The 26,270-nt window shown below is 27.1% G+C and carries 21 protein-coding genes; 16 read left to right on the forward strand and 5 right to left on the reverse strand.

The window, feature by feature from the left end; translation table 11 throughout:
- Positions 1 to 1,116: an FtsW/RodA/SpoVE family cell cycle protein gene (locus WC168_RS01830; protein WP_066161591.1), complete on the reverse strand. Its 1,116-nt coding sequence runs from the start codon at positions 1,114 to 1,116 to the stop codon at positions 1 to 3.
- A gap of 18 nt (positions 1,117 to 1,134) precedes the next feature.
- Here WC168_RS01830 and WC168_RS01835 point away from each other — a divergent pair, with 18 nt between their 5' ends.
- The 14 genes from WC168_RS01835 to WC168_RS01900 all read left to right on the forward strand — a co-directional run bounded on the left by WC168_RS01835 (position 1,135) and on the right by WC168_RS01900 (position 17,599).
- A complete protein-coding gene (locus WC168_RS01835; protein ID WP_372617211.1) occupies positions 1,135 to 2,121 on the forward strand; it encodes an RluA family pseudouridine synthase in 987 nt (328 codons plus the stop codon).
- Complete coding sequence (locus WC168_RS01840) at positions 2,069 to 3,343, forward strand: hypothetical protein (RefSeq protein WP_372617213.1); 1,275 nt, start codon at positions 2,069 to 2,071, stop codon at positions 3,341 to 3,343. Before WC168_RS01835 ends, WC168_RS01840 begins: the two co-directional genes overlap by 53 nt.
- A gap of 8 nt (positions 3,344 to 3,351) precedes the next feature.
- Positions 3,352 to 4,542, forward strand: a complete 1,191-nt coding sequence (trmB, locus tag WC168_RS01845; RefSeq protein WP_372617215.1) for a tRNA (guanosine(46)-N7)-methyltransferase TrmB — start codon at positions 3,352 to 3,354, stop codon at positions 4,540 to 4,542.
- Positions 4,539 to 5,201, forward strand: a complete 663-nt coding sequence (locus WC168_RS01850; protein WP_066350988.1) for a cell division ATP-binding protein FtsE — start codon at positions 4,539 to 4,541, stop codon at positions 5,199 to 5,201. Before trmB ends, WC168_RS01850 begins: the two co-directional genes overlap by 4 nt.
- Entirely contained in the window at positions 5,188 to 6,006 is an 819-nt protein-coding gene (locus WC168_RS01855; RefSeq protein WP_372617217.1) for an FtsX-like permease family protein, read from the forward strand. Before WC168_RS01850 ends, WC168_RS01855 begins: the two co-directional genes overlap by 14 nt.
- Positions 5,999 to 7,237 (forward strand): murein hydrolase activator EnvC, encoded by a 1,239-nt coding sequence (locus WC168_RS01860; RefSeq protein ID WP_279135472.1) that lies wholly within the window; start codon positions 5,999 to 6,001, stop codon positions 7,235 to 7,237. Before WC168_RS01855 ends, WC168_RS01860 begins: the two co-directional genes overlap by 8 nt.
- Positions 7,238 to 7,243: 6 nt before the next feature.
- Complete coding sequence (locus tag WC168_RS01865) at positions 7,244 to 7,672, forward strand: hypothetical protein (RefSeq protein WP_372617219.1); 429 nt, start codon at positions 7,244 to 7,246, stop codon at positions 7,670 to 7,672.
- Complete coding sequence (mrdA, locus tag WC168_RS01870; protein ID WP_066350996.1) at positions 7,669 to 9,447, forward strand: penicillin-binding protein 2; 1,779 nt, start codon at positions 7,669 to 7,671, stop codon at positions 9,445 to 9,447. Before WC168_RS01865 ends, mrdA begins: the two co-directional genes overlap by 4 nt.
- 54 nt (positions 9,448 to 9,501) lie before the next feature.
- On the forward strand, positions 9,502 to 10,230 hold the full coding sequence (fliP, locus tag WC168_RS01875) for a flagellar type III secretion system pore protein FliP (protein WP_066161613.1): 729 nt from the start codon (positions 9,502 to 9,504) through the stop codon (positions 10,228 to 10,230).
- Between the two features lie 20 nt (positions 10,231 to 10,250).
- The gene (locus WC168_RS01880; RefSeq protein ID WP_372617222.1) at positions 10,251 to 12,197 is read left to right on the forward strand and encodes an HD domain-containing phosphohydrolase; all 1,947 of its coding nucleotides are present in this window, start codon (positions 10,251 to 10,253) and stop codon (positions 12,195 to 12,197) included.
- 117 nt (positions 12,198 to 12,314) lie between these two features.
- A complete protein-coding gene (locus WC168_RS01885; protein WP_372617224.1) occupies positions 12,315 to 13,676 on the forward strand; it encodes a TolC family protein in 1,362 nt (453 codons plus the stop codon).
- Positions 13,673 to 14,395 carry an efflux RND transporter periplasmic adaptor subunit gene (locus tag WC168_RS01890; RefSeq protein WP_066161619.1) on the forward strand — a complete coding sequence of 241 codons (723 nt, stop codon included), beginning with the start codon at positions 13,673 to 13,675 and terminating at the stop codon, positions 14,393 to 14,395. Before WC168_RS01885 ends, WC168_RS01890 begins: the two co-directional genes overlap by 4 nt.
- Positions 14,388 to 15,947 (forward strand): efflux RND transporter permease subunit, encoded by a 1,560-nt coding sequence (locus WC168_RS01895; protein ID WP_372617226.1) that lies wholly within the window; start codon positions 14,388 to 14,390, stop codon positions 15,945 to 15,947. The genes WC168_RS01890 and WC168_RS01895 overlap by 8 nt, the downstream gene beginning before the upstream one ends.
- Positions 15,944 to 17,599 (forward strand): efflux RND transporter permease subunit, encoded by a 1,656-nt coding sequence (locus tag WC168_RS01900; RefSeq protein ID WP_279135455.1) that lies wholly within the window; start codon positions 15,944 to 15,946, stop codon positions 17,597 to 17,599. Before WC168_RS01895 ends, WC168_RS01900 begins: the two co-directional genes overlap by 4 nt.
- 86 nt (positions 17,600 to 17,685) lie before the next feature.
- Here WC168_RS01900 and WC168_RS01905 read toward each other — a convergent pair whose 3' ends face one another.
- The 4 genes from WC168_RS01905 to WC168_RS01920 all read right to left on the reverse strand — a co-directional run bounded on the left by WC168_RS01905 (position 17,686) and on the right by WC168_RS01920 (position 23,228).
- Positions 17,686 to 19,917 carry a methyl-accepting chemotaxis protein gene (locus WC168_RS01905; RefSeq protein ID WP_372617228.1) on the reverse strand — a complete coding sequence of 744 codons (2,232 nt, stop codon included), beginning with the start codon at positions 19,915 to 19,917 and terminating at the stop codon, positions 17,686 to 17,688.
- A 154-nt stretch (positions 19,918 to 20,071) separates the two neighbouring features.
- The gene (locus WC168_RS01910; protein ID WP_279133424.1) at positions 20,072 to 20,416 is read right to left on the reverse strand and encodes a hypothetical protein; all 345 of its coding nucleotides are present in this window, start codon (positions 20,414 to 20,416) and stop codon (positions 20,072 to 20,074) included.
- A 32-nt stretch (positions 20,417 to 20,448) separates the two neighbouring features.
- Positions 20,449 to 20,631 (reverse strand): hypothetical protein, encoded by a 183-nt coding sequence (locus tag WC168_RS01915; protein WP_279133426.1) that lies wholly within the window; start codon positions 20,629 to 20,631, stop codon positions 20,449 to 20,451.
- A gap of 176 nt (positions 20,632 to 20,807) precedes the next feature.
- Complete coding sequence (locus tag WC168_RS01920; protein ID WP_372617230.1) at positions 20,808 to 23,228, reverse strand: methyl-accepting chemotaxis protein; 2,421 nt, start codon at positions 23,226 to 23,228, stop codon at positions 20,808 to 20,810.
- 158 nt (positions 23,229 to 23,386) lie between these two features.
- Here WC168_RS01920 and uvrC point away from each other — a divergent pair, with 158 nt between their 5' ends.
- Positions 23,387 to 25,249 carry an excinuclease ABC subunit UvrC gene (uvrC, locus tag WC168_RS01925; RefSeq protein ID WP_372617232.1) on the forward strand — a complete coding sequence of 621 codons (1,863 nt, stop codon included), beginning with the start codon at positions 23,387 to 23,389 and terminating at the stop codon, positions 25,247 to 25,249.
- A complete protein-coding gene (locus tag WC168_RS01930; RefSeq protein ID WP_372617234.1) occupies positions 25,221 to 26,252 on the forward strand; it encodes an alanine racemase in 1,032 nt (343 codons plus the stop codon). Before uvrC ends, WC168_RS01930 begins: the two co-directional genes overlap by 29 nt.
- The last annotated feature ends 18 nt before the right edge of the window (positions 26,253 to 26,270 follow it).

Here is a 26,270-nt window from a genome sequence, read left to right on the forward strand (position 1 = left end):
CTATAAGTTTCTTTCATAACTATAACTATCTAAATATCTGTATGAAACCAAGTTTTGCAAAATTGCTAACATAATTATAAAGTTAGTAAAAGAACTTCCACCATAAGAGAAAAATGGCAATGGTATTCCAACAACTGGTGCAAAACCAATAACCATTAAAATATTTACACTCATATTAAAAAATATAAGCAAAGCAAGACCCGTTGCAAAAACTTTTGTGACATAATCTTTTTTGAAAGCTATACTTAAATTATATGTCAAAAGATGAACTATTAAAAAAAAGTAAAGAGCTACGACAGTTAGGGCGCCTAAAAATCCAAATCTCTCTACTAAATAAGCAAAAATAAAATCACTAGTAGCAATTGGTAAAAATCTAAGTTGAGTTTGAGTTGCCTCATCACTATCTTTTCCAGTTAATCCTCCTGAACCAATGGCAATAATAGATTGTTGGACATGATAACTTGGTTTTTCAGCCACAATAAAGTCATGAACTCTCTTTTTTTGATAATCTTTTAAACCATAAGTATAAAAGGGTGGAAAAAGAGCTGCTAGGAAAATAAAAATAGTTAGCCAAATTTTCCAATTAACTCCCACAACAAAAAGTATTCCATATCCAACTAAAAGCATAACCAAAGCTGACCCTAAATCAGGCTCAATAGCAATTAAAAAAAATGGTATTAAAATAAATATAGAAAAATAAGAAAAATCTTTTATATTATAACCACCAATTGGAGGAGGTCTATGTTGTATTAGATATCCAAGCATTAATATATATATAGGTTTTATAATCTCAGATGGCTGAATCGTTGAATCTGTAAATGGAATAGCAATCCATCTTTTAGCACCCAATTTTGTAACACCAATAAACTCAACTAAAATTAATAAAATAACTGCAAACCAGTATAAAGTTGGAACCAAAAAGAGTGTTTTTCGTATTGGTAAAATAAAGACTAAAAAGAATATAAACAATGAAACTGTATAATAAAAAAGCTGTTTATTTGCAAGAGCATCATTTGTCTCTTGAATTAAATAATATGATAATAGTATCAATGGAATAACTAATATCATCGAAACAGAGTCAAAGTGAGAAATAGTTCTTTTATCAAATAATCGCATGCGAAAGAGTATCATAAAATGTATAAAAAATTTATTGTAGATAGTGAAGATAGATTAGATAAGTTTTTAAGTAAAAACTTAGAAGATTCAAGAAATCAAATTTTACAGCTTATTAAAAAAAATCTAGTTAAAGTTGATAATAAAACTATAGATAAAAACGCTTACAAATTAAAAGAGAATCAAACTGTAGAAGTAGAGATTCCAAAGCCTGAAGAAATTAAGATAAAAAGCCCTGAGTATCTTTTGGATTTTTTCAAAGATTTTGAGATTAAAATAATATATGAAGATGAGGATATTTTAGTTTTAAATAAACCAGCAAATTTAACTGTTCATGAAGCATCTAGTGTAAAAGAGCCAACTTTAGTTGATTGGTTAAAATTAAAAAATTTCTCACTTTCAACTATTAGTGGAGAGTTAAGACATGGAATTGTTCACAGACTTGATAAAGGAACAAGTGGAATTTTAGTAATTGCAAAAACAAATGAAGCTCATCAAAATTTAAGTAAAGAGTTTGAAAATAGAAATATTGGAAGATACTATTTAGCAATTATTGACTTAGCACTAAAAGATAATGTTGTTATAAATAGACCAATAGCAAGAAATCCAAACAATAGATTAAAAATGGGAATTGTTGAAAATGGAAAAGATGCAAGAACTGCTTTTTGTAAAATAGAGAGTTCAAATAATCAAAAATATGAACTAATTGCTTGTAAACTTTTTACAGGAAGAACTCATCAAATTAGAGTACATCTAAACTCAATCTCAAGACATATACTAGGAGATACTTTATATGGTTTTAAGAGCGAATTAAGTAAAATCAACAGAATTTTTTTGCATGCATATTATCTAGAGTTTATGCATCCGATAAAAAAAACAAATTTATGCTTTAAAGCAGATATTCCAAAAGATATAGAAAATTTTATAGATATTAACTTTTCCAAGGAGATAATAGATGAAAAAATTAATCCAGCTAAGCTTACTGACTCTTTTAGTTTTGTTTCTTAGTTCATGCGCAAATACTTTTCAAAATTTTGGTAATTCAAAAGTTGAAATTGATGAGAGTTTTGAAACTATTGATTATGATTCAATAATAACTATTTCAGATATGACATCAATTGGTTTTGAGTGGAAAAGAGTTGATGATGAGAGAGTTGTTGGTTACAACTTTTATAGAGCAAATGCTGATAAAAATGAGACTAAATTAAAACTAATTTATTCAAGTAAAAATAGATTTGAGACTCACTATGTAGACAAAAACCTTGAACCAAATACAAAATATCTTTATCAAATTTCTGTAAAATTGAAAGATAACAAAGAGTCAAAAACAACTAAAGCATATTTAGCTCAAACTCTTCCAAGACTTGAAGGTGTTCAAATGGGACAAGCTATTTCAAATCTTCCAAGAAAAGTAAAAGTTGTTTGGCAACCACATCCTGATAAAAGAGTTGGATACTACATTGTTGAGAGATTTGACTCTAAATCTAAAAAATGGAGTTCTGTAAGTGGTAAAATAAACAATAGACTATCAGCTGAGTTTATTGATATGAACCTACTTGATAATACAATTTATAAATATAGAATAAAAGCATATACATTTGAAAATATAGAGTCAAATCCAAGTTTAATTTTAGAGGCAAATACAAAACCTCTTCCTCTACCACCTTCAAATTTAAAAGCTTCTACTGATATTCCAAAAAAGATATATTTAATTTGGGAAGCTAGTTCAACTTTAGATGTAGTATCTTATGATATTTACAGAAGTAGTAGTGAGAAATATGGCTTTAGCAAAATTGCAACTGTTGATTCTAAAACTTTAGATTATACAGATGAGCTAAAAGGTGATAATGAAAAATATTTTTATAAAGTTGTAAGTGTTGATAAAGATAAATTAGAAAGCACTCAAGATATAACTGCTATTTTAGGTTCAACTTTAATAAGCCCTGCAAAACCAATATTAACTTTGGCTCAAATTCAAGATAAAAAAGCTATTTTGAATTGGAAAGAAGGTGATAGTAGAGCTGTTGCATATAATATTATCAAAAAAACAAAAAAAGGTTTTTTGCAAACTGATACACTAATTATAAAAGGTGTAAAAGATTTAAGATATGAAGATTTTGATGTTGTAGCTGGTTTAGAGTATCAATATAGTGTTCAAGCTATAGATGAGTTTGGTTTAGTTTCAGAAGCTAGTAATGAAACTAAAGTAATACTTCCAACAGCGGAATAAAGAGTATAATGCCACATATTGTTTTTAAATCTAACCCAATAGTAAAGACTCCATTTAAATCAAATAATATGGAGTTTTTATTTGTTGCTCAAAGTTTTAGTAAAGAGAGCGACAGAAAAACTGAGTATAAAGTTGCTGTAAAATATCAAAATAGAGATTTTATGCTAGCTATTAAAGAGAAAGATGATAATTTTTTAATTAAATCAGATAAAACAACAAGAATATCTCCTGTTGCTATAATAAAAGATGCTATAAACTCTTATGCAAAAGAGAATGGAACTGATATATTATTTACAAATACATCAAATTTAAAAGATAAAAAAGAGATTCCTCATAAATATTTAAAAGATATTGAGTATTTTGTAGATGATTTTAAAACAGATAAAAAGATTCAAATAGAGATTGGTTTTGGAAGTGGAAGACACCTTTTATATCAAGCAAAAAATAATCCCAATGTTCAGTTTATTGGTCTTGAAATTCACTATCCATCAATTGAGCAGTTATTAAAACAGTTAGAGCTTCAAAATATTACAAATGTTTTAGTTGTAAATTATGATGCAAGACTTTTTATGGAGTTTATAGAGTCAAACCAAGTTGAGAAAATTTTTGTACACTTTCCTGTTCCTTGGGATAAAAAACCACATAGAAGAATTTTTTCAAAAGAGTTTGTAAATGAGGCTTTAAGAGTCTTAAAAATTGATGGAACACTTGAACTTAGAACTGATAGTAGAAACTACTTTGATTTTTGTGTAGATTTACTTACAAATTTAAATCAAGCTTCAATTTTAATTGATGTAAACAAAGAGTTAAAAGTTGTTAGTAAATATGAAGATAGATGGAGAAGACAAGGTAAAAACATCTATGATGTAGTTTTAGTTTCAAAATCAGAAGATAAAAAAAGAGATTTAAATTTTGATTTCTCTTTTGATTTTGATTTAGATTTAAATAGATTTTTTGAACAAAGTTCTCTAAAAGCTTTGATTATGGGCAACTATTTTGTACATATTGAAGAGCTTTATAAAATTTTAGATAAAGAAAACTCTGGATTAATAAAAGTTACTATGGGTAATTTTGACCGCCCAATTACAAAGTATATTTTGATTTTAAATGGAAAAGTATCTTACTATCAAGGTGAACCTCTTCCAACAAGCTCAAATATAATTTCACATAAAAAGTTAAAAGAAGTTTTACAAAAATGATTCAAGCTAGAAATTTATATCTTACTTATGATAATAATAAGTATATTATAAAACAGGGAAATTTTTCTATTAAAGAGGGAGAGTTTGTATTTATTGGTGGAAACTCTGGAAGTGGAAAATCAACTTTGCTAAAATCATTTTATGGAGAGCTACCAATAAGACATGGTGAGTTAAATATTGCAAAACAGAGTGTTGTTGGGATAAAAGGAAATAAATTAAGAGTTTTAAGAAAAGATATTGGAATTATTTTTCAAGATTATAAACTTATAAATGAGTTTACTATTGAAGAGAATATTATGGTTCCTCTTAGAGTAAATAACTATGTTGAAGAGACTTCAAGAAAACAAGCTGATGATTTGTTAAGACATGTAAAACTATTTCATAAAAAAGGTTATTACCCAAATCAATTAAGTGGTGGAGAGCAACAAAGAATAGCTGTTGCAAGAGCTTTAGCACATAATCCTAAAATTATAATTGCAGATGAACCAACTGGAAATTTAGATGATAGTTCGGCTGATGTTGTTTGGAATTTGTTAAAAAGTGCAAATGAGAGACTTGGTATTACAATTGTAGTTGTAACACATAGAGTTCCTAGACATTTAGGAATAAAATTTAGACAACTTTCAATTGTTGAAGGGGTTATTTGTGAGGTCTCTTAACTCAATTTTTGGATTTTTCATACCTCTTTTATCTATGCTTATTGCATTTTGTATATTTTTACTAATTGATAATATTGTAAACAACTACAAAAATAAAATATCAAAAGATTATTCAATCATAGTAGTTTCAAAAAAATCTTTACAAAAAGAGGATTTAGGAAATCTTGCTGGAATAAATGTAAGTGAGTTAAAACTAATCTCAAATGAAAAAATTATAGAAAATATAAAGTCAAATCTATCTTCAAGTTCTATTACACTTTTAAGAACTAAACTTCCATATTTTTATCAACTATATTTAGAGGATTTTCCAACAAGCACTGAACTTGAAAAGATAAGAAAAACTTTACAAAGTAAAGAGAGCATAAAAACTGTAGAAGTTTTTTATAAAAATCATAGTCAAGTATATATTTTATTGCTTATTTTAAATACTATCTCTTTTACTCTATTTGTAATTATTACAATTTTTGCAGTTATTATTTTAGCAAAACAGATAAAACTATGGTTTCATGAACATAGAGTTAAAATATCTATTTTAAGACTACATGGAGCATCAATTATTTATAGTGCTTCAAGTGTTATAAAGTATGCTTTTTTTAGTTCATTTTTAGCTTTTATAGTTTCTTCAATATTTTTAATCTATGTTTCAAATAATATAGAGTCAATTTTTCCATTTGAGTTGCAAGATATTGTAAATATTCAAATTCATCTTGAGGAGGAGATTTTAAAAATATTTGCTCTTGCTTTTGTAATATCTTTATTCACAATTTTTGGAACACTATTTAAATATAAGATTGACAATGATTAAAAATATTTTTCTTATTTTTGCTATTTTTTTATCAAATTTAGAAGCAAATATTGATCAAAAAATTGAACAAAATGAAAAGGTTTTATCTCAAGCTCAACAAAAACGAAAAGATGCAAATGATAAAACAAAAGAGATTGCAAAAAGTATTGAAGAACAAAACAGAAATATTTTAAATTTAGAAAAAAACATAGAGAGTATTAATCTAGATATCTTAAAACATCAAAATTTGCTTGAAAGCTCTGAAAAAAAACTAAATCAACTTCAAAGTGATACAAAAAATTTAATTATTGAAAAGAGAAAGAGTGAAGAGGAGATTGTAGATATTATAATTGAAGAATTTTCAGTATCAATGGCTATAAAACTAGCTTCAAAAGAGTCAATTGAAGAGTTAATTGATAGTGAAGTTTTTTCACTTCTATCTGAACACTCAAAAGATAGAATAAATCAAATTAATCAAAATTATAATCAACTATCTAAAAATACAAAAGAGAATGAAGAGGCTATTATAAAACTTAGTAGCTATATAAATGCAAGAGAGAAGAAAAAAGAGGAGTTTTTAGAGTTAAAAAAGAGCCATACAAAATCTTTAGCAAATTTAGAAAAAGAGCATAAACTTTATCAAGCTGAGTTAAAAAAAGTTATATCACAACAAGAGAGCCTTAACTCAATATTAGCAGATTTAAAAATTTTAAAACAAGAGGAGATAAAAAGAAAAGAGGAGGCACAAAAAGCTGAACAATTAGCAAAAACAGAGAATCAAAGAAATCAAGAGTTTGCAAAAAGTTTGGACTTGGATGTTAGAAAAATAGGCTCATCTACAAATGGTGTTAAAATTGTAAAATATAGAGGAGAAAAAACGATAGCACCATTAAAATCTTTTAGTATTGAAAAACCTTTTGGAACATATTATGACCCTGTTTATAAAATAAAACTATTTAATGAATCTATTGTTTTAAACTCTAAAGAGAAAAATGCAAAAGTTGTCTCTGTTTTAAATGGAAAAGTTGTTTTTGCAAAAAAAAATGCTGGAATGCTTGATAATGTTGTAATTGTTCAACACTCAAATGGACTTCATACTGTATATTCTCATTTGGATGATATAGCTCCTAATATTGTTGTTGGTAAGTGGATACAAAAAGGTAGTGTTGTTGGAAGAGTTAGTAGTAATCTTACCTTTCAAGTTACAAAAGATAGTGCTTATATAGACCCAAAAGAGCTATTTAAAAGTTAGGATATTATGTCAATAAATAGTTTAGATAACCCAATTTTTTTAATAATTTTTATCTATATTTTAGTATTTATATCTGTTATAGCATCATCTTTTTTTATTACTATTCCTTTTGCTGGAATTATTTCAATAGCATTTTATAGAACTTTAAAACAAAAGCACTACTACTCTTTTTCTTTTGTGGTATTTGCTCTTCTTTTAATAGAGTTAAATATGGGATTAAAGCCTTTTTCACTATCACTAATTGCATATTTTATATATTTGTTTGTAATTCCAAAATATGAGCAAGAAAAGGCAAATAACTATATTTATATTATGTTTTTTTACCTTGGAATGCTAATTGTTTTTACAATTTTTTATGATATTTCAATATATATTTTTTTCGTGCTTCTTTTTGGACTAATTCTTGACATTATACTATTTGGAATATTTTTATGAAAATTAGGCTAAATATTGTATTTATTATTATCACAACACTTTCATTAATGATTCTAGCTAGAGTATATTTTTTATCTATTAAGTCAAATACTTATTATGAAGAGTTATCAAAAAACAACTATATTAAAAAGAGTTATCAATTACCAGTTCGTGGAATTATTGAAGATAGAAACAATACTTTAATAGCTCTAAATCTAATAGGATTTTCAATAAATATAAAACCTCATATGAGTGCTAATAGATACAAAGCTGAACTTGATGAAACATTAGAAAATATTATTAAACATCTACCAAACTACAACAAAGAAGAGCTTTATAAAACATACATAAGAAACGACTCACCATATAATCATGATTTCATAAAAATTATAGATTTTGTTGATTATGATGATATGTTGGCAAAATTTACATATCTTGAGAGTAATCAAAATATTAAAGTTGAACTCTCTTCAAAAAGACACTACCCTTTTAATGAATTAGCCACACATATTATTGGATATGTTGGAAAAGCTACAAAAGAAGAAGCACAAGATAATGAAGTAGCAAGACTTGGAACAATGATTGGTAAAAGTGGAATTGAAAAATATTATAATGAAAAACTTCAAGGTCAAATTGGATACAAAGAGGTCAAAGTAAATGCCTATAACAAAGAGCTTGAAATTATATCTCAAAGAGATCCATCTATAGATAATAATGTTCAATTAACAATTGATATTGAACTTCAAAAATTTCTACAAAAAGAGTTTGAAGGTAAAAGTGGTGCTGTTGTAATTATGAATTCAGAAAATGGAGAGATTTTAGCAGCTTCATCTTTTCCTGAATATAACAGCAACATCTTTGTAAAAGGTATATCTCAAGCAGAGTGGGATGTTTTAAGAAATGACTTTAATCACCCTTTTACAAATAAGATTACAAATGGTCTTTATCCACCTGGTTCTGTAATTAAAATGGGTGTTGCTTTATCATTTTTAGAACATGGAATTCCTGAAAATTACAGTGTAAATTGTACAGGAAGCTTAGAGATTGGAAATAGAAATTTTAGATGTTGGAAACTAACAGGTCATGGAAATGTTGATTTTAAAGACTCTATTATTCAAAGTTGTGATGATTTTTACTACAAAGGAAGCCTAAAAATTGGAATTGACAAAATTTCTGAAACTTTAGATAAATTTGGATTTGGTCAAAAAACAGGAATTGATTTGGATAATGAATTTATTGGAATAAATCCAAATAAAGAGTGGAAAGCTAGAAGGTTTAATGAACCTTGGTACATTGGAGAGACTGTAATTACATCTATTGGTCAAGGAAATATGCTTACAACTCCACTTCAAATTGCAAGATTTACAGCATATTTTGCAAATGGTAAACTTCCAAAACCACATCTTACAAAAGATGCTTATGAAGAGCCAAAAGAGCTTGATTTTAAAAAAGAGCACTTAAATTTAATGAGAGAGTCTATGTTTGATGTTGTACACTCACCAAAAGGAACAGCCAATAGACATATATCTTCAAAAGTTAAAATAGCTGCAAAAACAGGAACTGCTCAAGTTTATACTATTCCTCAAGATGAAAAAGTAAGAATGAAAGAGAGTGAACTTGAATATTATCAAAGATCTCATGCTTGGGTTACAGCATTTGGTCCATATAAAAATCCTAAATATGTTGTTACAATTATAGTTGAGCACGGAGAGAGTGGTGGTAGAGCAACTGGTGGGATTTTAAGTAATATTTACAATAAGCTTTATGATTTAGGTTACATAACTGAACTTGAGTAGTTTTAATTTAAACTTAGATACAATCATAACTATTTTATTTATTAGGAATTTTTATTGAGACTTTTTTTAGGAGTACTTTTTTTAACTACTTTTAGCTTCGCTGCTGATCCTGTTCCTATGATAAATCTATCTGTTGCAGCCCTTGAAGAGCCAGTACAATTTGTAAAAACAATAAATATAGCTATTATTTTAGCTCTTTTAGTTCTTGCTCCTACTTTGCTATTAATGGTAACTTCATTTACAAGAATTGTAATTGTTTTATCACTTTTAAGACAAGCTATGGGACTTCAACAAACACCTCCCACACAAATTGTAATATCTTTAGCTCTTATTATGACAATATTTATAATGGAACCTTATGGGAAAAAAGCTTGGGATGAGAGTATTGTTCCATATATGGATGAAAAAATATCTTATCAAGAAGCTTTTGAAAAAGGTGTAGCCCCTTTTAAAGATTTTATGATAAAAAACACAAGAGAATCAGATTTAGCTCTATTTTACAGAATAAAAAAAGAGCCAAATCCAAAAAATATCGATGATGTTCCATTAACACTATTAATGCCAGCATTTATAGTAAGTGAGCTTAGAACAGCTTTTGAAATAGGATTTCTTATCTTTTTACCGTTTTTAATTATTGATATAATAGTAGCTTCTATTTTAATGAGTTTAGGTATGATGATGTTACCTCCTGTAATGATATCTTTGCCTATAAAAATTATATTCTTTATTGTTGTTGATGGGTGGCCACTAATTATTGGTAACCTAGCACAATCCTTTAAATAACTATTTAAGGTTTTATATTTATGAAAAAAATTTTATATTTTGCTATTGGCTTTTTAAGCCTAATCTCCTTTTCACACTATTTTTACTACTCTCCAAATAAAACTGAAATATATAACAATATATATTTAGAAAAAAGTATTCAAATGAGAAAACTTTTTACAGATGAGATAAAAAAGAAACAAGACAACACTTTGAACATGGCATTTATCTTAAGTCAAGATGAAAAATTAATACAAGCTTTAAAAACAAAAGATAGAAGTTTATTAAATTATAATAAAACTCTAAATTTTTTACACGAAAACAGTGATTATAAAAATCTTTGGTTGCATATTGTTGATAAAAATGGAAGAAGTTTTTATAGATCTTGGAAAGAGATGTCAGGAGATGACTTATCAACTGTTCGAACTGATTTAAATGAGCTTTTAAAAAATCCAAAACCAACTACAAATATAAGTTCTGGTCTATTTGATTTAACTTTAAAAGCTATAAATCCAGTTTATGATACAAATGGAGAAGTTTTAGGTTTTGTAGAGTTTATATCTAAATTTAACTCAATATCAAGAAACTTGAATTTTGAAAATGTAGAACCTATTTTTATATTAAGTAGAGAAAAGAGTAGAAAAATAATCGAACCTTTTAGCAACACTTTTATAGGTGATAATTATGTTGTAAATATTGATGCAAATAAATCACTTTTAAAATTAGTTGAAAAAAGAGGTGTTAATAGTTTTTTAAATATTGAAAACTATTTATTAATAGATAAATATATCCTTACAAATATAGAGATAAAAGATACAAATGGTCAAGATATGGGACTATTTTTACTCTTTTTTAAGAAAAAGAATTTGGATTATTCACCACTAATAAACTTTAAAAATCAATATTTATCAATTGTTATAATTTTTTCTGCTTTATATCTTATAGGATTTTTATATCTTCTAAAAACTATGTATGCAAAAGAGCTTGATAATGATGTAAAAATCAAAACAAAAATGATTCAAGAACAACAAAACAGACTTGAAAAACTACTTGATATTTATGATAAAAATGTAATCTTCTCAAGAACTGATTTAAAAGGAACAATCACTCATGCAAGTAGTGCTTTTTGTAAAATTAGTGGTTATACAAAAGAGGAACTTTTGGGGCAACCACACAGTATTGTAAGACATCCAGATATGCAAAAATCTACATTTAAAAAGATTTGGGATAGTTTAAAGGCTGAAAAAAAGATAACTATTGAGATAAAAAACTTAAGAAAAGATGGCTCATATTATTGGGTTATTGCTGATTTGGAGCCTGAATATGATGATTTAGGAAATCATATAGGATATTTTGCTGTTAGAGAAGATATTACAGCAAATAAAGAGATAGAGGAGCTTCAAAAAGAGATTATTTTTACAATGGGATCTATTGCTGAGTTTAGATCTCAAGAGACAGGTGAACATATTAAAAGAGTTGCAAAATATTCAAAAGTTTTAGCAACTGCTTATGGTCTTTGTGAAGATGAAGTTGATATGCTAGAACTTGCAAGTCCTATGCATGATATTGGTAAAATTGCAATTCCTGATGCTATTTTAAATAAACCAGCAAAACTAACTAATGAAGAGTTTGAGATTATTAAAACTCATGCACAAAAAGGTTATGATATGTTACATATTTCAAATAGACCTCTATTTAAAGTAGCTTCACAAATTGCTTTGACTCACCACGAAAAGTATGATGGAACGGGATATCCAAATAGTTTAAAAGGTGAAGATATACCAATATTTGGTCGAATAACAGCTTTAGCAGATGTATTTGATGCTATTGGAAGCGATAGATGCTACAAAAAAGCTTGGGAGTTGGAAAAGGTTTTAGAGTTTATTAAAGAGCAAAGAGGAAAACACTTTGATCCAAAACTTGTTGATATATTCTTTGAAAATTTAGATGATATACTTAAAATAAAAGAGGAGTATTCAGATATTTAATAAAAATATCTTATAAGTAAATGAATGTTTATTTATAATTATAAATTTAAATTATAATTCTTTTGAAAAAAATAGAATTTTCTGTTATAATTTCCACTTTAATTTTAAGGAATTTTTATGAAGAAAATTTTATTTTTGATAAGCTTCTTTTCAACTCTATTTTCTCAAACAATATCTTTTGATGAACTTTTAACTCAAACTTTAGAAAATAGTAAAGATTTACAAAAGCAAAAAATCAATATAGATATTGCAAAAACAAATAGTGATTTTATTGATGGTTTAAACTTTGGAAAAGTATCATTAAATAGTGATATTAGCCGTACAAATCACTCTGGGTATGTTTTTATGGGAAAACTATCTAGTAGAGAGGCAACATTTAAAGATTTTGGAGCAGGAGAATTTAACTCTTCAAATCCAAACGTTTTAGATGTAAAACCTAAAGATTTAAACTATCCAGAAGCATATACAGCTATTAATAGCTATATTTCATATGATTTACCTCTGTTTACAGGATTTGCTCTTTATCACCAAAAAGGTATCTTAAAACTTCAAGAAAAAGCAAATGAAATTTTATATAATCTTAATGAAAAAAATCTTGAGCTTGAAGTTTTAAAAGCCTACAATAGCTCTGTTTTGGCAAAAGATTTTGTAAAAACTTTACAAAAAGCAAAACAGAGTGTTGAGTTTATTGCCAATGGTGCAGTTAAGTTTCATGAAAACGGACTTGTTACAAAACTAGATGTAAATGAGGCAAAACTATACTTACTAAATATTGAATCACAACTTCTACAAGCACAAAACAATTTTGATTTATCAATTGCATATCTTAAGTTTTTAAGCTCAAATGAGAAGATAAAAGATGTAGAAGATTTAAAGAGCTTAGAGTTTACTCTAAACGAATTTGAAAAACTATATGAGATTGCTTTATTAAATAGAGATGAAAAAGCTTTGCAAAATATAGAAATTGAGGCAAATAGTAAAAATATAAAAGCAAAACAAGGCTCATACTATCCAACTATTTTTTCAAGATTAGAGTATGGATACAATGATAACAACTTTACAGCTTCAAGTGACAAAGATTACTATATGGCATTTTTAGGAGTAAATCTTACACTATTTGATCAAACTAGAAGTAGCCAATTAGAAAAGAGTAAATTAGAGCTTCTAAAAGCAAAATTAGATATGCAAAAGCTTGATGATGGTATCAAACTAGAGCTTCAAGAGGCGATTTTAAATCTTAATTCAAAGCAAAAAACAGTTGAAACAAATAGTAAAAGTTTAGAGTTAGCTCAAGAGGTTTTAGAACAAGCAAAACTTCAATACAAAAATAGACTTATATCAATGACTACACTTCTAGCTCAAGAGACAAATTTTAGAAAAACTCAAACTTTGCTTTTAAATGCTAGATATGAAACATCTTTAGCAAAAGCCAAATTAAAACAGGTTTTAGGACTTAACTTAACAAAGGATACAAAATGAGATTTCTGTTTTTAATACTTCTATCTTTAACTCAACTACTCTCTTCTTACTTAGAACTTGATGGAGTTGTTGAGTCGCAAAATGAGAAGATTATTTCAAGTAGAGTAATGGGAAATATCACAAAAGTTTATGTAAATGAGGGTGATATTGTAAAAAAAGCTCAGCTTTTATATGAGATTGACTCAACAGATATTAAATATAATGAACAAATAGTTAAAAATCAGGTAAAAAATCTTGAATTAAATCTAAAAAGATACAAAGAGCTATTAGATCAAGATTTAATATCTAAATTTGATTATGAACAGTTGGAGTTGAATTTAATAACTGCTAAAGCAAAATTAGATGAGTTAAATGCAAACTATAACTACCTAAAAATAAGAGCTTTAAATGACTCTTTAGTTATAAAAAAATCTATCAAAGAGGGAGAGATGGCAATTCCTGGAATGCCTCATATGGTTTTGACAGATTTAAACTCTTTAATTATAAAAACAAATATATCTGAATCGAATTTAAAAAATATAAGTTTAAATCAAAAGTTAGATATACAGATTCCTTCACAAAACTTCTTTTCACAAGGAGAAGTTATTGCAATATTTCCAAACTATCAAAGTAGTTCTCACTCATTTGTAGTAAAAATTGCTTTTGATAAAAAAGATTACAATATCTATCCAGCTATGTATGCAAAAGTAAAAATATATTTGGATAATCAAAATGAGTAGAGATTTAAATATTGCAGGTAAGATTGCACAAACATTTATAAATCATCCATTAACAGCAATTTTGGGTATTTTTATTTTAATCTTAGGCTACTTTTCACTTTTACTTATGCCAAAAGAGGAGAATCCTCAAATTAAAGTTAGTGGTGGAGTTGTAATTGTAGCTTTACCAGATGCAAAAGCTAGTGAAGTTCAAAAAGTAATTATTGAACCTTTAGAAAAAAAGATAAAAGAGATAAAAGGGGTTGAGCATATCTACTCTTATGCAAAAGATAGTGTTGGAATTGTTCAAGTTCAATTTTTTATTGGTGAAGATAAAGAGTTCTCAAATCTAAAACTATATGATCAAGTTATGAGAAATATGGATTTAATGCCAAAAAATGCTCTACAACCAATAATTAAAACAATGGATATTGATACAGGTATTCCAATAGCAACAATCGCATTCTACTCTTCAAAAAAAGATGGAAAAGATATTTTAACCAAAGAGCAACTTTTTAATGAAGTAAATCGTATATCAAAAGATATAAACAAGATAGAAGATGTTGCTATGGTTGATTTAAAAGGTGAAAAAAGAGAGCAATTTAATATTCAAGTTGATATTAACAAATTAAGCTCTTATAACATAGCACTTGCAAATGTTATGAAAAGTATTGAAGCTTTAAACTACAACACACCAAATATAGCTACAAATGCAGATGATGGCAAACTTGTTGTAATGAGTATTGATCAAGCTATAAAAAGCGTAAAAGATTTGGAAAATCTAATCATTTCATACAATTATCAAACTCCAATCTACCTAAGAGATATTGCAAAAATAGAGAGATCTTATGAGATACAAAATAAAAAAGATGCCTATATTTATCTAAAAAATGAGAGTGGAAATATAGAAGAATATCCACAAATTACACTTATGGCATCAAAATTAAAAGGTGCAAATAGTGTTGTTATAAATGAGAAGATATTTGAGTATATGAGTAGTATAAAAGAGTCACTTTTAGAAAAAAATATCAAATATACAATCACAAGAGATGATGGATATACTGCTAATAATGCTGTAAATGCTTTGATTAAAGATCTTTTTATCTCAATTGTAATTATATTTATTTTACTTATTTTTACACTTGGATTTAAAGAGGCTTTAATAGTATCTTTAACAGTTCCTATGATTCTATCTTTAACTCTGTTTATAGGTTTTTTACTGGGTGAAACTGTAAATAGAATAACACTTTTTGCTCTAATTGTATCTCTTGGAATGTTGGTTGATGCTGCTATTATTGTAATTGAAAATATTCATAGACACAAAATTCAAAATCCAAATGATGATATTGAAAAAATTGCAATAAAGGCAACAAATGAGATAGGAAATCCAACAAATATTGCAACTATTGCTATTATTTTAGTATTTATTCCAATGTTTTTTGTTGGTGGAATGATGGGAGAGTTTATGCACCCTCTTCCTGTATTTGTACCTATTTCTTTGGCAGTTTCACTATTTGTTGCTTATGCGTTTACGCCATATTTAGTAAAAAAAGTTTTAAAGGCTAAAAAATGAGATTAGAGCATATTATTTTAGATATTTTAAACAATAAAAAAAAGAGTATGTTTGTATTACTTTTTACTTTAATACTTTTTATAGTTTCAGTTTTAACATTTCCAACAAAAATTGTAAAAGCAAAAATGCTTCCTGATAAGGACTCAGATAGTTTCTCTGTATATTTAGATTTAAAAGATGGTTCAAGTTTAAAACAGACAAAATCTATGGTTGATTGTATTGCATACACTTTACAAAAAAATGATAATGTCTTAAATGTTTCAGCATTCTTATCACAAGGTCAACCAATAGATTTTGCAGGTCTTGTAAAGCTTAGCTCTTTAAAAGACAAAGAGAGTCAAGCTGAACTTATGGTAAATATTAAAAGATTTAAGAATAGAGATATTACAAGTTACAACCTTGTTAATATTTTAAGAGATGAAGTTTTAAACTCTTGCTCTAAAGATGATGCAATAATAAAATTTATTCAACTTCCAGCTGGTCCTCCTGTTCTTGCATCTTTGGTTGCTGAAATTTATGGAGGAGATAGTTTTAATAATCAAAGAGATTTTGCTTTAAAAGTTGCAAAAATTTTTAAAAATCAAGATACTTTAGTGGATATTGATGTTTTAGCAAATCGTGATTTTAAAACTTACTCTTTGAAGATTAATAACAACAAAGCTTTGATGAGTCAAGTTGATTTACAACATCTAAAAGCAACTTTATATCTAGCTTTTGAAGGAATGCAAGTTGGTGTTATAAATGATAGAAACAAAGAGAGTCAAATTCCAATCTTTTTAAGATTATCGAATAGTAAAAATATAACAAATCACTCAAAAGATGCCCTAAACTCAAAACTTAGTGCATTAAAAATTATGAATAGTCGTGGCGAAATGATAAGTATTTCTGAACTTGTAACTATAAAAGAGAGTTTAAAAGAGCCAGAAATTACATCAAAAAATCTAAATATTTTAATAAATGTAATAGCCGAAACTTCAAATGATAGTCAAATATATCCTCTTTTAAAATCAAGAGAACAGATGATTGAAGAGTTTAGTAAAGATTATGATGTAATAAAAACAAATATGCTAAATCTTGCATTTATTGATAAAAAAACTAATGAGAGATTTGATTTGGTTTTTGATGGAGAGCTAAAAGTTACAATTGATACTTTTATTGATTTGGGAACTGCTTTTATTATTGCACTTGTTTTAATTTTTCTTTTAATGGTTGTTTATTATAAAAATTTTGCTCTAAGTGGGGCGATTGTGCTATCTAGTTTTATATCAATTATTGGAGTTATACTAGCTCATATTATTATGGATATATTTACAAGTGATACTTTTTATTTAACTGCAACTTCACTTATAGGATTTATTGCACTAATTGGGATAAACTCAAGAAACTCAACTTTGATAATTGATTTTGCAAAACAACTTGTTTTAGAAAACCATTTAGAAGTAAACGAAGCAATAGCAAAAGCAGCAGCCACAAGATCAAAACCTATTATTTTAACTGTTTTAGTTCTTGTTTTTGCTAGTAGTTTAATTGCAAATGATGCAGTTTTTGGTGGGCTTGGAGTTGCACTTATTGGAGGTACACTTATCTCTTATGTTGTTTCTATGTTCTTTGTACCTGTTGTTATTAAAAATAGTTTAAAAAAGATTGTTTAAGTTATTGAATAAAAAAAGATATTAGAAAATTTAAGATATAAAAAGAGCCAAGTTAATGGCTCTTTGTTTTGTACTATTATGTGTGATTAAGAAGAGAATTTTGCAGTATTTATCTGTTTTGCTTTAACATCATTTTTACCAATAAACTCTTTGTCATTAGCATCTTTTACAACAAGTTTTGCTATCTCATCTGTTAAGATTGCTACATCATGAGTTTGAGAAGCTATCATAGCATTTTGTTGAGTTTGTTGATCAAGACTATTTACTGCATCATTTATCTGCTCTATTCCTAAAAGTTGCTCATTTGAAGCATTTTGAATATCAGATATTAGGTTCATAGTTTTAGATATATTTGTGTTTAACTCTTTATATCCTTCAATCATACTATTTGCTATTTGTTTTCCTTCATTTGCTTTTGAAGTTGCATTTTCAACAATAGATTTTATCTCATTTGCAGCTTCTGCACTTCTATTTGCTAGGTTTCTCACCTCTTGAGCAACTACTGCAAAGCCTTTTCCAGATTCTCCAGCAGTTGCAGCTTCAACTGCTGCGTTTAATGAAAGAATATTTGTTTGAAATGCTATTTGGTCAATCACTGAAATTGCCTCATTTATTGCACTAACTTGTGTATTTATCTCTTCCATTGCTGTTGTTGTTTGATTTGCCAAAGTTTCTCCTTGCAATGCTGAAGCAGTTACATTTTTTGAAAAACTTGCCATTTGAGCTATACTATTTGTATTGTTTCTTATATTTGAAGTTATTTGCTCTAAAGCTGCTGCTGTTTCTTCAAGACTTGCTGCTGCTTCATTTGAGCTAAGATTTAGTTTATCAACATTTGTCAAAAGAAGATTTGAACTCTCATCAAGAGTCAATCCATTTGATTTATTCTCTTTTAACATAGATGTAATTGAATCACCCAAACTATTTACACCACTTGCTAGTTTTAGTAAATGCTCTTTTAATCCTTTTTGATCTATCTTATTTAAGTAGTTATAGCTTGAATATTGCTCTAATACACTTAATACATTATCTATATTACTCTCTAAATTAGAAGCCATATTATTTAAAACATTTTTTAATTGAGTAAGTGCTGGATTTGATACTTCTATATTTAGTCTTTGACACAAATCTCCTTGCTCAAACTCTCCTAATACAGCTATTGTTTCATCTATTAATCTTCTATCCTCTTCTATTCCTTTTTTTGTTTTTATGATATTTTGGTTTACTACTTTTGACATCTGTCCAAATTCATCTTCTGCACTATCATCAAGTGTTTTTACACTATTTTCTTCTCTATTTAAATAAGAAAAAAAGTTTAACAATCCTGTTTGTAAATTTTTTGTAGAACCAACTATATTAGAAGAAATTTTTATAAATAAAAATATTGTAGAAATAAGAATAATTAATCCAATAATACAAAAGAGTAAAATATAGTTGATTATAGTTGAAATTTTATTATTCATCTCTTCTTCTATAAAATTGATACTAAAATCCTCAACCTCTTTTAAAATATTAATAACTATTGTTGCTTTTGTAAACCACTCTTGTGCTGAAATATCAAAATTCCCCTCTTTATTTTTTGTGAATGCAATATCCATCATATTTTTTATAGCTAAAACATCTGCCCCTTGATATTTAGTTTTAAAATAGTTTACAATCTGTTTATTTGCATCTACTTCAAAATTCTTAAATGCTGTTTCAAAAATAGTTTTATTTGCTCCAACTTTTGCAAAAGTATCATCTCTAAACTCATTTATTGTAAATGTTGCATTTAAATTTGCTCTTAACTGACCTAAATTCTCTTTTCCAAAAATTATCCAATAGTGAGCTAATAGCTGATTTTTAATACTAGTTACTTCTGATTTAAATAAGATATTTCTATAATATTCAAAAAAATCATAAATTATACCTGTAAAGTAAGAGCTACTTTGGTTTGCATTTAAAGAGATAGAGTTTATAGCTTCTCTTTTATTTTTCAAATCATTGAGTATTTTATTAGCAATATTTATATTTAATCTTCTTTGATATTGTAATAAATCATCAAAAGAGCTATCAACCTTTTTTCTTTGATTAATTAAAGCCTCTTTATTATTTTGTCCATTTGAAGCAACAAATCCAGCTGATAAACCTCTTTCTATTTGTAACTCATGAATTAAATTTCCAACTTTTTTTATTTCATCTATAGAAGCAGCTTTAGTTGCATTTTGATACTCATAAAATAGTATAGTAATACCTAATCCAAGTAAGAATATAACTACAAATAGTGGCATAATAAATAAAGAAAATAGCTTTCTTCTTATTAACATATTTTTAAACATATCTCTCCCTCATTTTCTTTAATATAAATATAAAAATATCTTATTTTATCTTATCTTGCCATTATTCAACCAAATGAATTTAAGATAATCTTTTCTTATGAGTAATTTAGAAACAATTTTTATTTTATTGGAAAGTTTTAACTATTGATTTATCTCATTTAATTTTTGCCTCTTGATAATCTATAAACTCATTTATCACAGCCAACCAGTTTGTAAACAAAGGAGCAGCTTCATTTAAAAGTAAATTTAGAGCTTTTGTATTCTCTTCTTGTGATTTTAGTTTTATAATCTCTTTTACTAATGGAAGTGTTTTACTCTCTACACTTTTAATCTTATTTAATATCACCATCTCTTCTTCTACAAAATTACTCTTATTTGTAAATATCTCATCTAAAGATTTTGCTGAACTTATATAAAGCTCCTCTAAATTCTTAATATCTAAAAGTGAATCCTTATTTGAAGTTATCTCTTCATCATTTGAATCTAGTTTTATTGGCATTTTACTCTCTTTGACTCTTTATTTTAATAAAATTATCTCTCTTGAAGTTTCTCTACAACTCTTCTCATTTCGTGTAGTTGGTTTATAATATCTTTAAAGAAAAACTTTTTTGATATATCATCAAAATCGTAATTATACTTACTGTTTTCACTCTCGATATATTTCAACAACTTTAAAATTCTATTATGAAGTTCTAAATATTCCTCATTTAGCATTCTTAATCCTATAATGTAAATATGAGGACATCTTATCTTATCTTATCTTGCTATTATTCAACCAAATTATTATTTAACAATTCTTATTATGTGTATTTTAGGAACAATTTTTATTTTATTTGAAAGTTTTAACTATATTTTTTATTAGCTTTATTATAAAAGTTTATGAAAGAGCTTTAAAAGCTCTCCCACTCATCTTTAGAACTATTATCACTAATAGTTTGAGGTTTTGAAGGTTTAGTTGTTTTTGAAGTTGTTACTTTTGTATCTTTTTTCACTTCTGATACTACACTTTTTGTTTGTATATTTGAACTATTTATCTGTTTTGCTCTTACATCATTTTTACCATTGAACTCTTTTTTATTTGCATCTTCTACTATTAGTTTTGCAAGTTCATCTACATTTTGTGCTATAGAATTTGCCTTTGTTGCTACCATTGCATTTTGTTGAGTTTGTCTATCAAGGCTATTTACCGCATCATTTATCTGCTCAATCCCATTTAATTGCTCTTTACTTGACATCTCTACATCTGATATTAGATTAGTTGTTTGAACTATTGATTCATTTAATCCTTTATAACCCTCTATCATATTTGAAGCTATTTGTTTTCCCTCATTTGCTTTTTTTGTAGCATCTTCAACTATATTTTTAATATCTTTAGCTGCTTCTGCACTTCGTGAAGCTAGATTTCTCACCTCTTGTGCAACAACTGCAAATCCTTTTCCTGCTTCTCCAGCAGTTGCAGCTTCTACTGCTGCGTTTAGACTTAGAATATTTGTTTGAAATGCTATTTGGTCTATTACACTTATTGCTTCATTTACAAGATTTACTTGAGTATTTATCTCATCCATTGCTAAAGTTGTTTGATTTGCCAAAGACTCTCCATAAGCAGATGCTTTTGTAATCTCATTTGAGTGTTCAGCCATTTTTGCAATATTCTCTGTATTATTTCTTATATTTGAAGTTATTTGTTCTAATGCTGCTGCTGTTTCTTCTAAAGAAGCTGCTGCTTCGTTTGAGCTTAAGTTTAATTTATCAACATCTTTTAATAACTCTTTTGAACTCTCTTCTAAAGTTAAACCATTTGATTTATTCTCTTTTAACATATCATTTATAATAGTTGCAAGATTATTTATACCAACTGCTACTTTACCATTGTCATTTTCAAGTCTTACTCTAAAGTTTAATTTACTAAAATCTTCCAATAAAGCTACAACTTTATTTATATCTGAACAAACATTTTCTTGAGTAATACTTAGCATATCATTGAAACTATTTTTTAACTCTTCAAGTCCAGCATTTGCTGTTGATTTTTCTATTTTTTTATCTAAATGACCAGATTTTACCTCTTCAACCACTCTTTTTACATCTTCTATTAGAAGATGATCTTGTACTATCAAGTTTTGAGTTTTTGAAATATTCTCATTTATAACTTTTGCCATAACACCAAACTCATCATTTGAGTCTAGTTTTATCGGTGTTGTATTATTTGACTCTTTATTTAAAAAGGCAAAGAAGTCTAGTAATCCACCACTTATTAGTGTTAAATTTTTACTCAATAATCTCATATTGTACATAACTATTGCTATAATCAATCCTGTCACAATTAAAGCAAAAATCAAAGAGAAATTTCTTATCTCATTTGATTGTTTCATAAATTCAGCAACAGGAACAGAACACGCCATAATCCAATATCTTTTAGTATCTCCAAACTCATAAGCATAAGAGTAAGTATAGCCCTCTTTTCCATCTCTTAAACTCTTTGCTACATACTCATAATTCTGACCTTTTAAACCTCTTTCAGTAATTTGTAAAACCATAGGATTAGAAGTCATATTTGAAAAAGGCTTTCCTATTGCTTCTGTTCTAGGATGAGATATCACAATACCATGTGGTTCATAAACTGATAAATAACCACTATCAAATAGAATTATTTCTGAAACTCTTTGATGAATAGTTTCAAGAGTAAAATCAACACCAGCAACTCCTATAACTTTATTATTTATAATAATTGGAGCTGAAATTGATACCATTAAAACTTTTCTACCATCAGCCATCTCATATTCATAAGGTTCTGTTATAGAGATTCTTCTATTCTCTACTGCATATTTTAAATATATATCATCTTTGTTGAACTCTGGTAAAAACTCTAATTCAAATTTTCCATTATTGTTTGTAACTAAAGGTTGGAAAACACCTTTTGGAGTATAGTATGGATTTTTATCTCTTCCATCGTATCTATTAAACATATATGAATCATCTGAAAAACCTATCCAAGCTGTGAATAAAAAGTCATTATTTTTCAAAATATCTTTTTGAAACTCAACCATTCCTGCATTTGTTAGCTTTTCATCTGTATTTATCCCTGTTTCAACTCTATTTACCATAGATTGAACAATATTAATAGTGCTATCTAGTAAAGTTTTTTGTTCATTTGCATAAGATGTAACAGTAGCTTTTATATAATCTTTTGCCTGTCGTTCAGCATTTTCATAGCTTTTTGAAGTTGTAAAATATACCATCGTAGCTAATGATAATACAACTGTGGATATTAGTACTATTAATAATTTTGTACCAAAATTTAAATTTTTAAACATTGTATTTCCTTTTGTGTAATGTGTGTCAAAAATTATATATATTTAAAAGTTATATTTATTAAAATAATAATTTATTTTTATTATAAGTAGTAATAATGATTTAAAAAGTAACACTTTGTATAAAGAGTATTAAAATAGCTTTTAGCTACTATTTCAAAATGAATTTAGAAGAGAAATTAAAGCAACTCCCAAATGAAGCTGGAGTTTATCAATATTTTGATAATCAAGGGCATCTATTATATATAGGAAAAGCAAAAAGCTTAAAAAATAGAGTAAAAAGCTACTTTAAATTTAGCCCTACTTTGCAAGCTTCAAGCGATTTAAGTCCACGAATTTATAAGATGATTAGTGAAACATCCTCTTTAGAGTGGATTGTTGTACCAAATGAGCACGATGCTTTAATTTTAGAAAACTCCTTAATAAAACAGCTAAAACCAAAATACAATGTACTTTTAAGAGATGATAAAACATATCCATATATTTTTGTAAATTTAAATGATGATTTTCCAAGACTTGAAATTACAAGAAAAATAGAAAAAGGTAAAAATATAAAATATTTTGGTCCATATTCAAGTGGAGCAAAAGATATGCTTGATAGTATCTATGAGATAGTTCCACTGGTGCAAAAAAAATCTTGTGTAAAGGGTAAAAAAGCTTGTCTATTTTTTCAAATAGGTAAATGTTTAGCTCCATGTGAAGATAAAATCTCTAAAGAGGATTATAAAAAGATTTTAGATGAGGCTTTAAGTTATATCTACAATAAATCAAAAATTTTAACAAAATTAAAAGAGAAGATGCTTTTTTATTCACAAAACTTTAGATTTGAAGAGGCACTTGTATTAAGAGATAGAATAAAAACTATTGAAAAATCGCAAATCAAAACAGGAATTGATTTAACATCAAATGATGATTTAGATATTTTTGCAATAAAATCTAGCAACAAAAAAGCTGTAATTGTAAGAATGTTTATAAGAGATGGAAAATTAGCATCTTCAAACTATGATTTTATGAAATCAAACGATGATGTTGAGTTTGATATACAAGAGGCTTATAGAAGAGCTATTATAAACTACTACTCAAATGATTTGCCAATAATTCCAAAAGAGATACTTGTAGCAAATGAGATTGAAGAGCTTGACTCTATAGAAGATTTTTTATATCAAAAATTTAATAAAAAGATAAAAATAGTAAATCCAAAAATAGATAAAAAAGCTACTATTGTAAAAATTGCTTTAAATAACTGTGATGAGCTTTTAAGATTGGAGAGTATTAAACAGCAAAACTCTATATATAGTGAAATAAAAGAGCTATTCTCTTTAAAAAATAGTCCAAACATAATAGAGAGTTTTGATAACTCTCATTTAATGGGACAAGCAAGAGTTGGAGCTATGGTTGTTTGGAATAGCCAAATAGAGAGTTTTGATAAAAAATCATATAGACACTACAATCTTGAATCACTTGATGAATACTCACAAATGAGAGAACTTCTTATGCGAAGAGTTGAGAGTTTTGATAAAAACTCTCCTCCTGATTTATGGCTTATTGATGGTGGTTCAACTTTGCTAAATTTAGCTTTTGAGATAGTTTCTTCTATTGGGGTAAATTTAGATATTATTGCCATTTCAAAACAAAAAGTAGATGCAAAAGCCTATAGAGCCAAAGGAAATGCAAAAGATATTTTGCACTTTATTGAAAATAAAGAGATAAAAAGTATAAATCTTCTTCCAAGTGATAAAAGATTGCAATTTGTTCAAAGATTAAGAGATGAAGCTCATAGATTTGCTATTAGTTTTCATAAAAAACAGAAAAGAAAAGAGGACAAAGATATCTCTTTTCTTCAAATAAAGGGTATTGGTGAAGCAAAAATCAAAAAACTACTTCTATATTTTGGAGAGTTTGAAAAGATAAAAAATGCAACATTTGATGAGTTAAAAACTGTTTTAAATCAAAGTGATGCAAAAAATATAGTTGATTATTTTAAAAAGGAAAAAAGTGGCGAAGATATTAATAAACAAGGATAATCTTTTTTACAATCTTGAAGTTATTAGTAAAAAAGCAACAAACAAAGATAAAGTTGCTGTTGTTTTAAAAGATAATGCATATGGTCATGGATTAGTTGAGATTGCAAAACTATCAAGTGAGTTTGGAATAAAAAAAGCTGTAGTTCAAACAATAGAAGATGCAATAAAAATAGAACAATTTTTCTCCTATATTTTAGTGCTTGCAGATAGCACTTTTCACAACTATTCACATACTTTTCACATAGCAATAAATAGCCTTGAAGATATAGCAAAAGTACCACAAAATGCAAATGTTCATTTAAAAATCGATACAGGAATGCATAGAAATGGTGTAAGCATAGATGAGATAGAAGTGGCTTTTTTAGGGCTTTTGAAACAAAAAGCGACTATTACAGGAGTATTTACACACCACAGAGGTGCTGATACTTTAAGCACAGATTTTTTTTGGCAAAATTCAAATTTTTCTAAAGCAAAAGCTAAGGTAAAAGAGGTATGTGAAAAACTTTTTTTACCAATCCCATCTTTTCACTCTTGCAATTCAAATGCACTTTTTAGAGTGAATAATTTTGACTCTATGGGTGATGATTTTGCTAGAGTTGGAATTGCTACTTATGGATATTTTGATTGTGATGAAGTTTTTGATTTTGCTAAATTAAAACCTGTAATGAGTCTTTGGGCATCAAAAATGGCAACTAGAACTTTAAAAAAAGATCAAAGCCTTGGTTATGGTGGAACATTCCGTGCCAGTGAAGATATGGTTGTTTCTACTTATGATATTGGATATGGAGATGGTTTTTTAAGATTAAATGAAAATCACAGCTACACAACTCCAAAAGGCTATCAAGTTTTAGGTCGTGTTTCTATGGATAATTTAACAATAAATAGTGATGATGAAGAGGTTTGTCTTTTTGAAGATGTTACAAATTTAGCAAAAATTCACAACACAATAACTTATGAAATAACTTGTAGCTTAAAAGAGAGTATAAAAAGAGAGATTATTTAGAGTTTCATTAAGATTAAA

Origin of the sequence: Aliarcobacter sp., from assembly GCF_041672065.1 — a bacterium.
GTDB lineage: Bacteria > Campylobacterota > Campylobacteria > Campylobacterales > Arcobacteraceae > Aliarcobacter > Aliarcobacter skirrowii.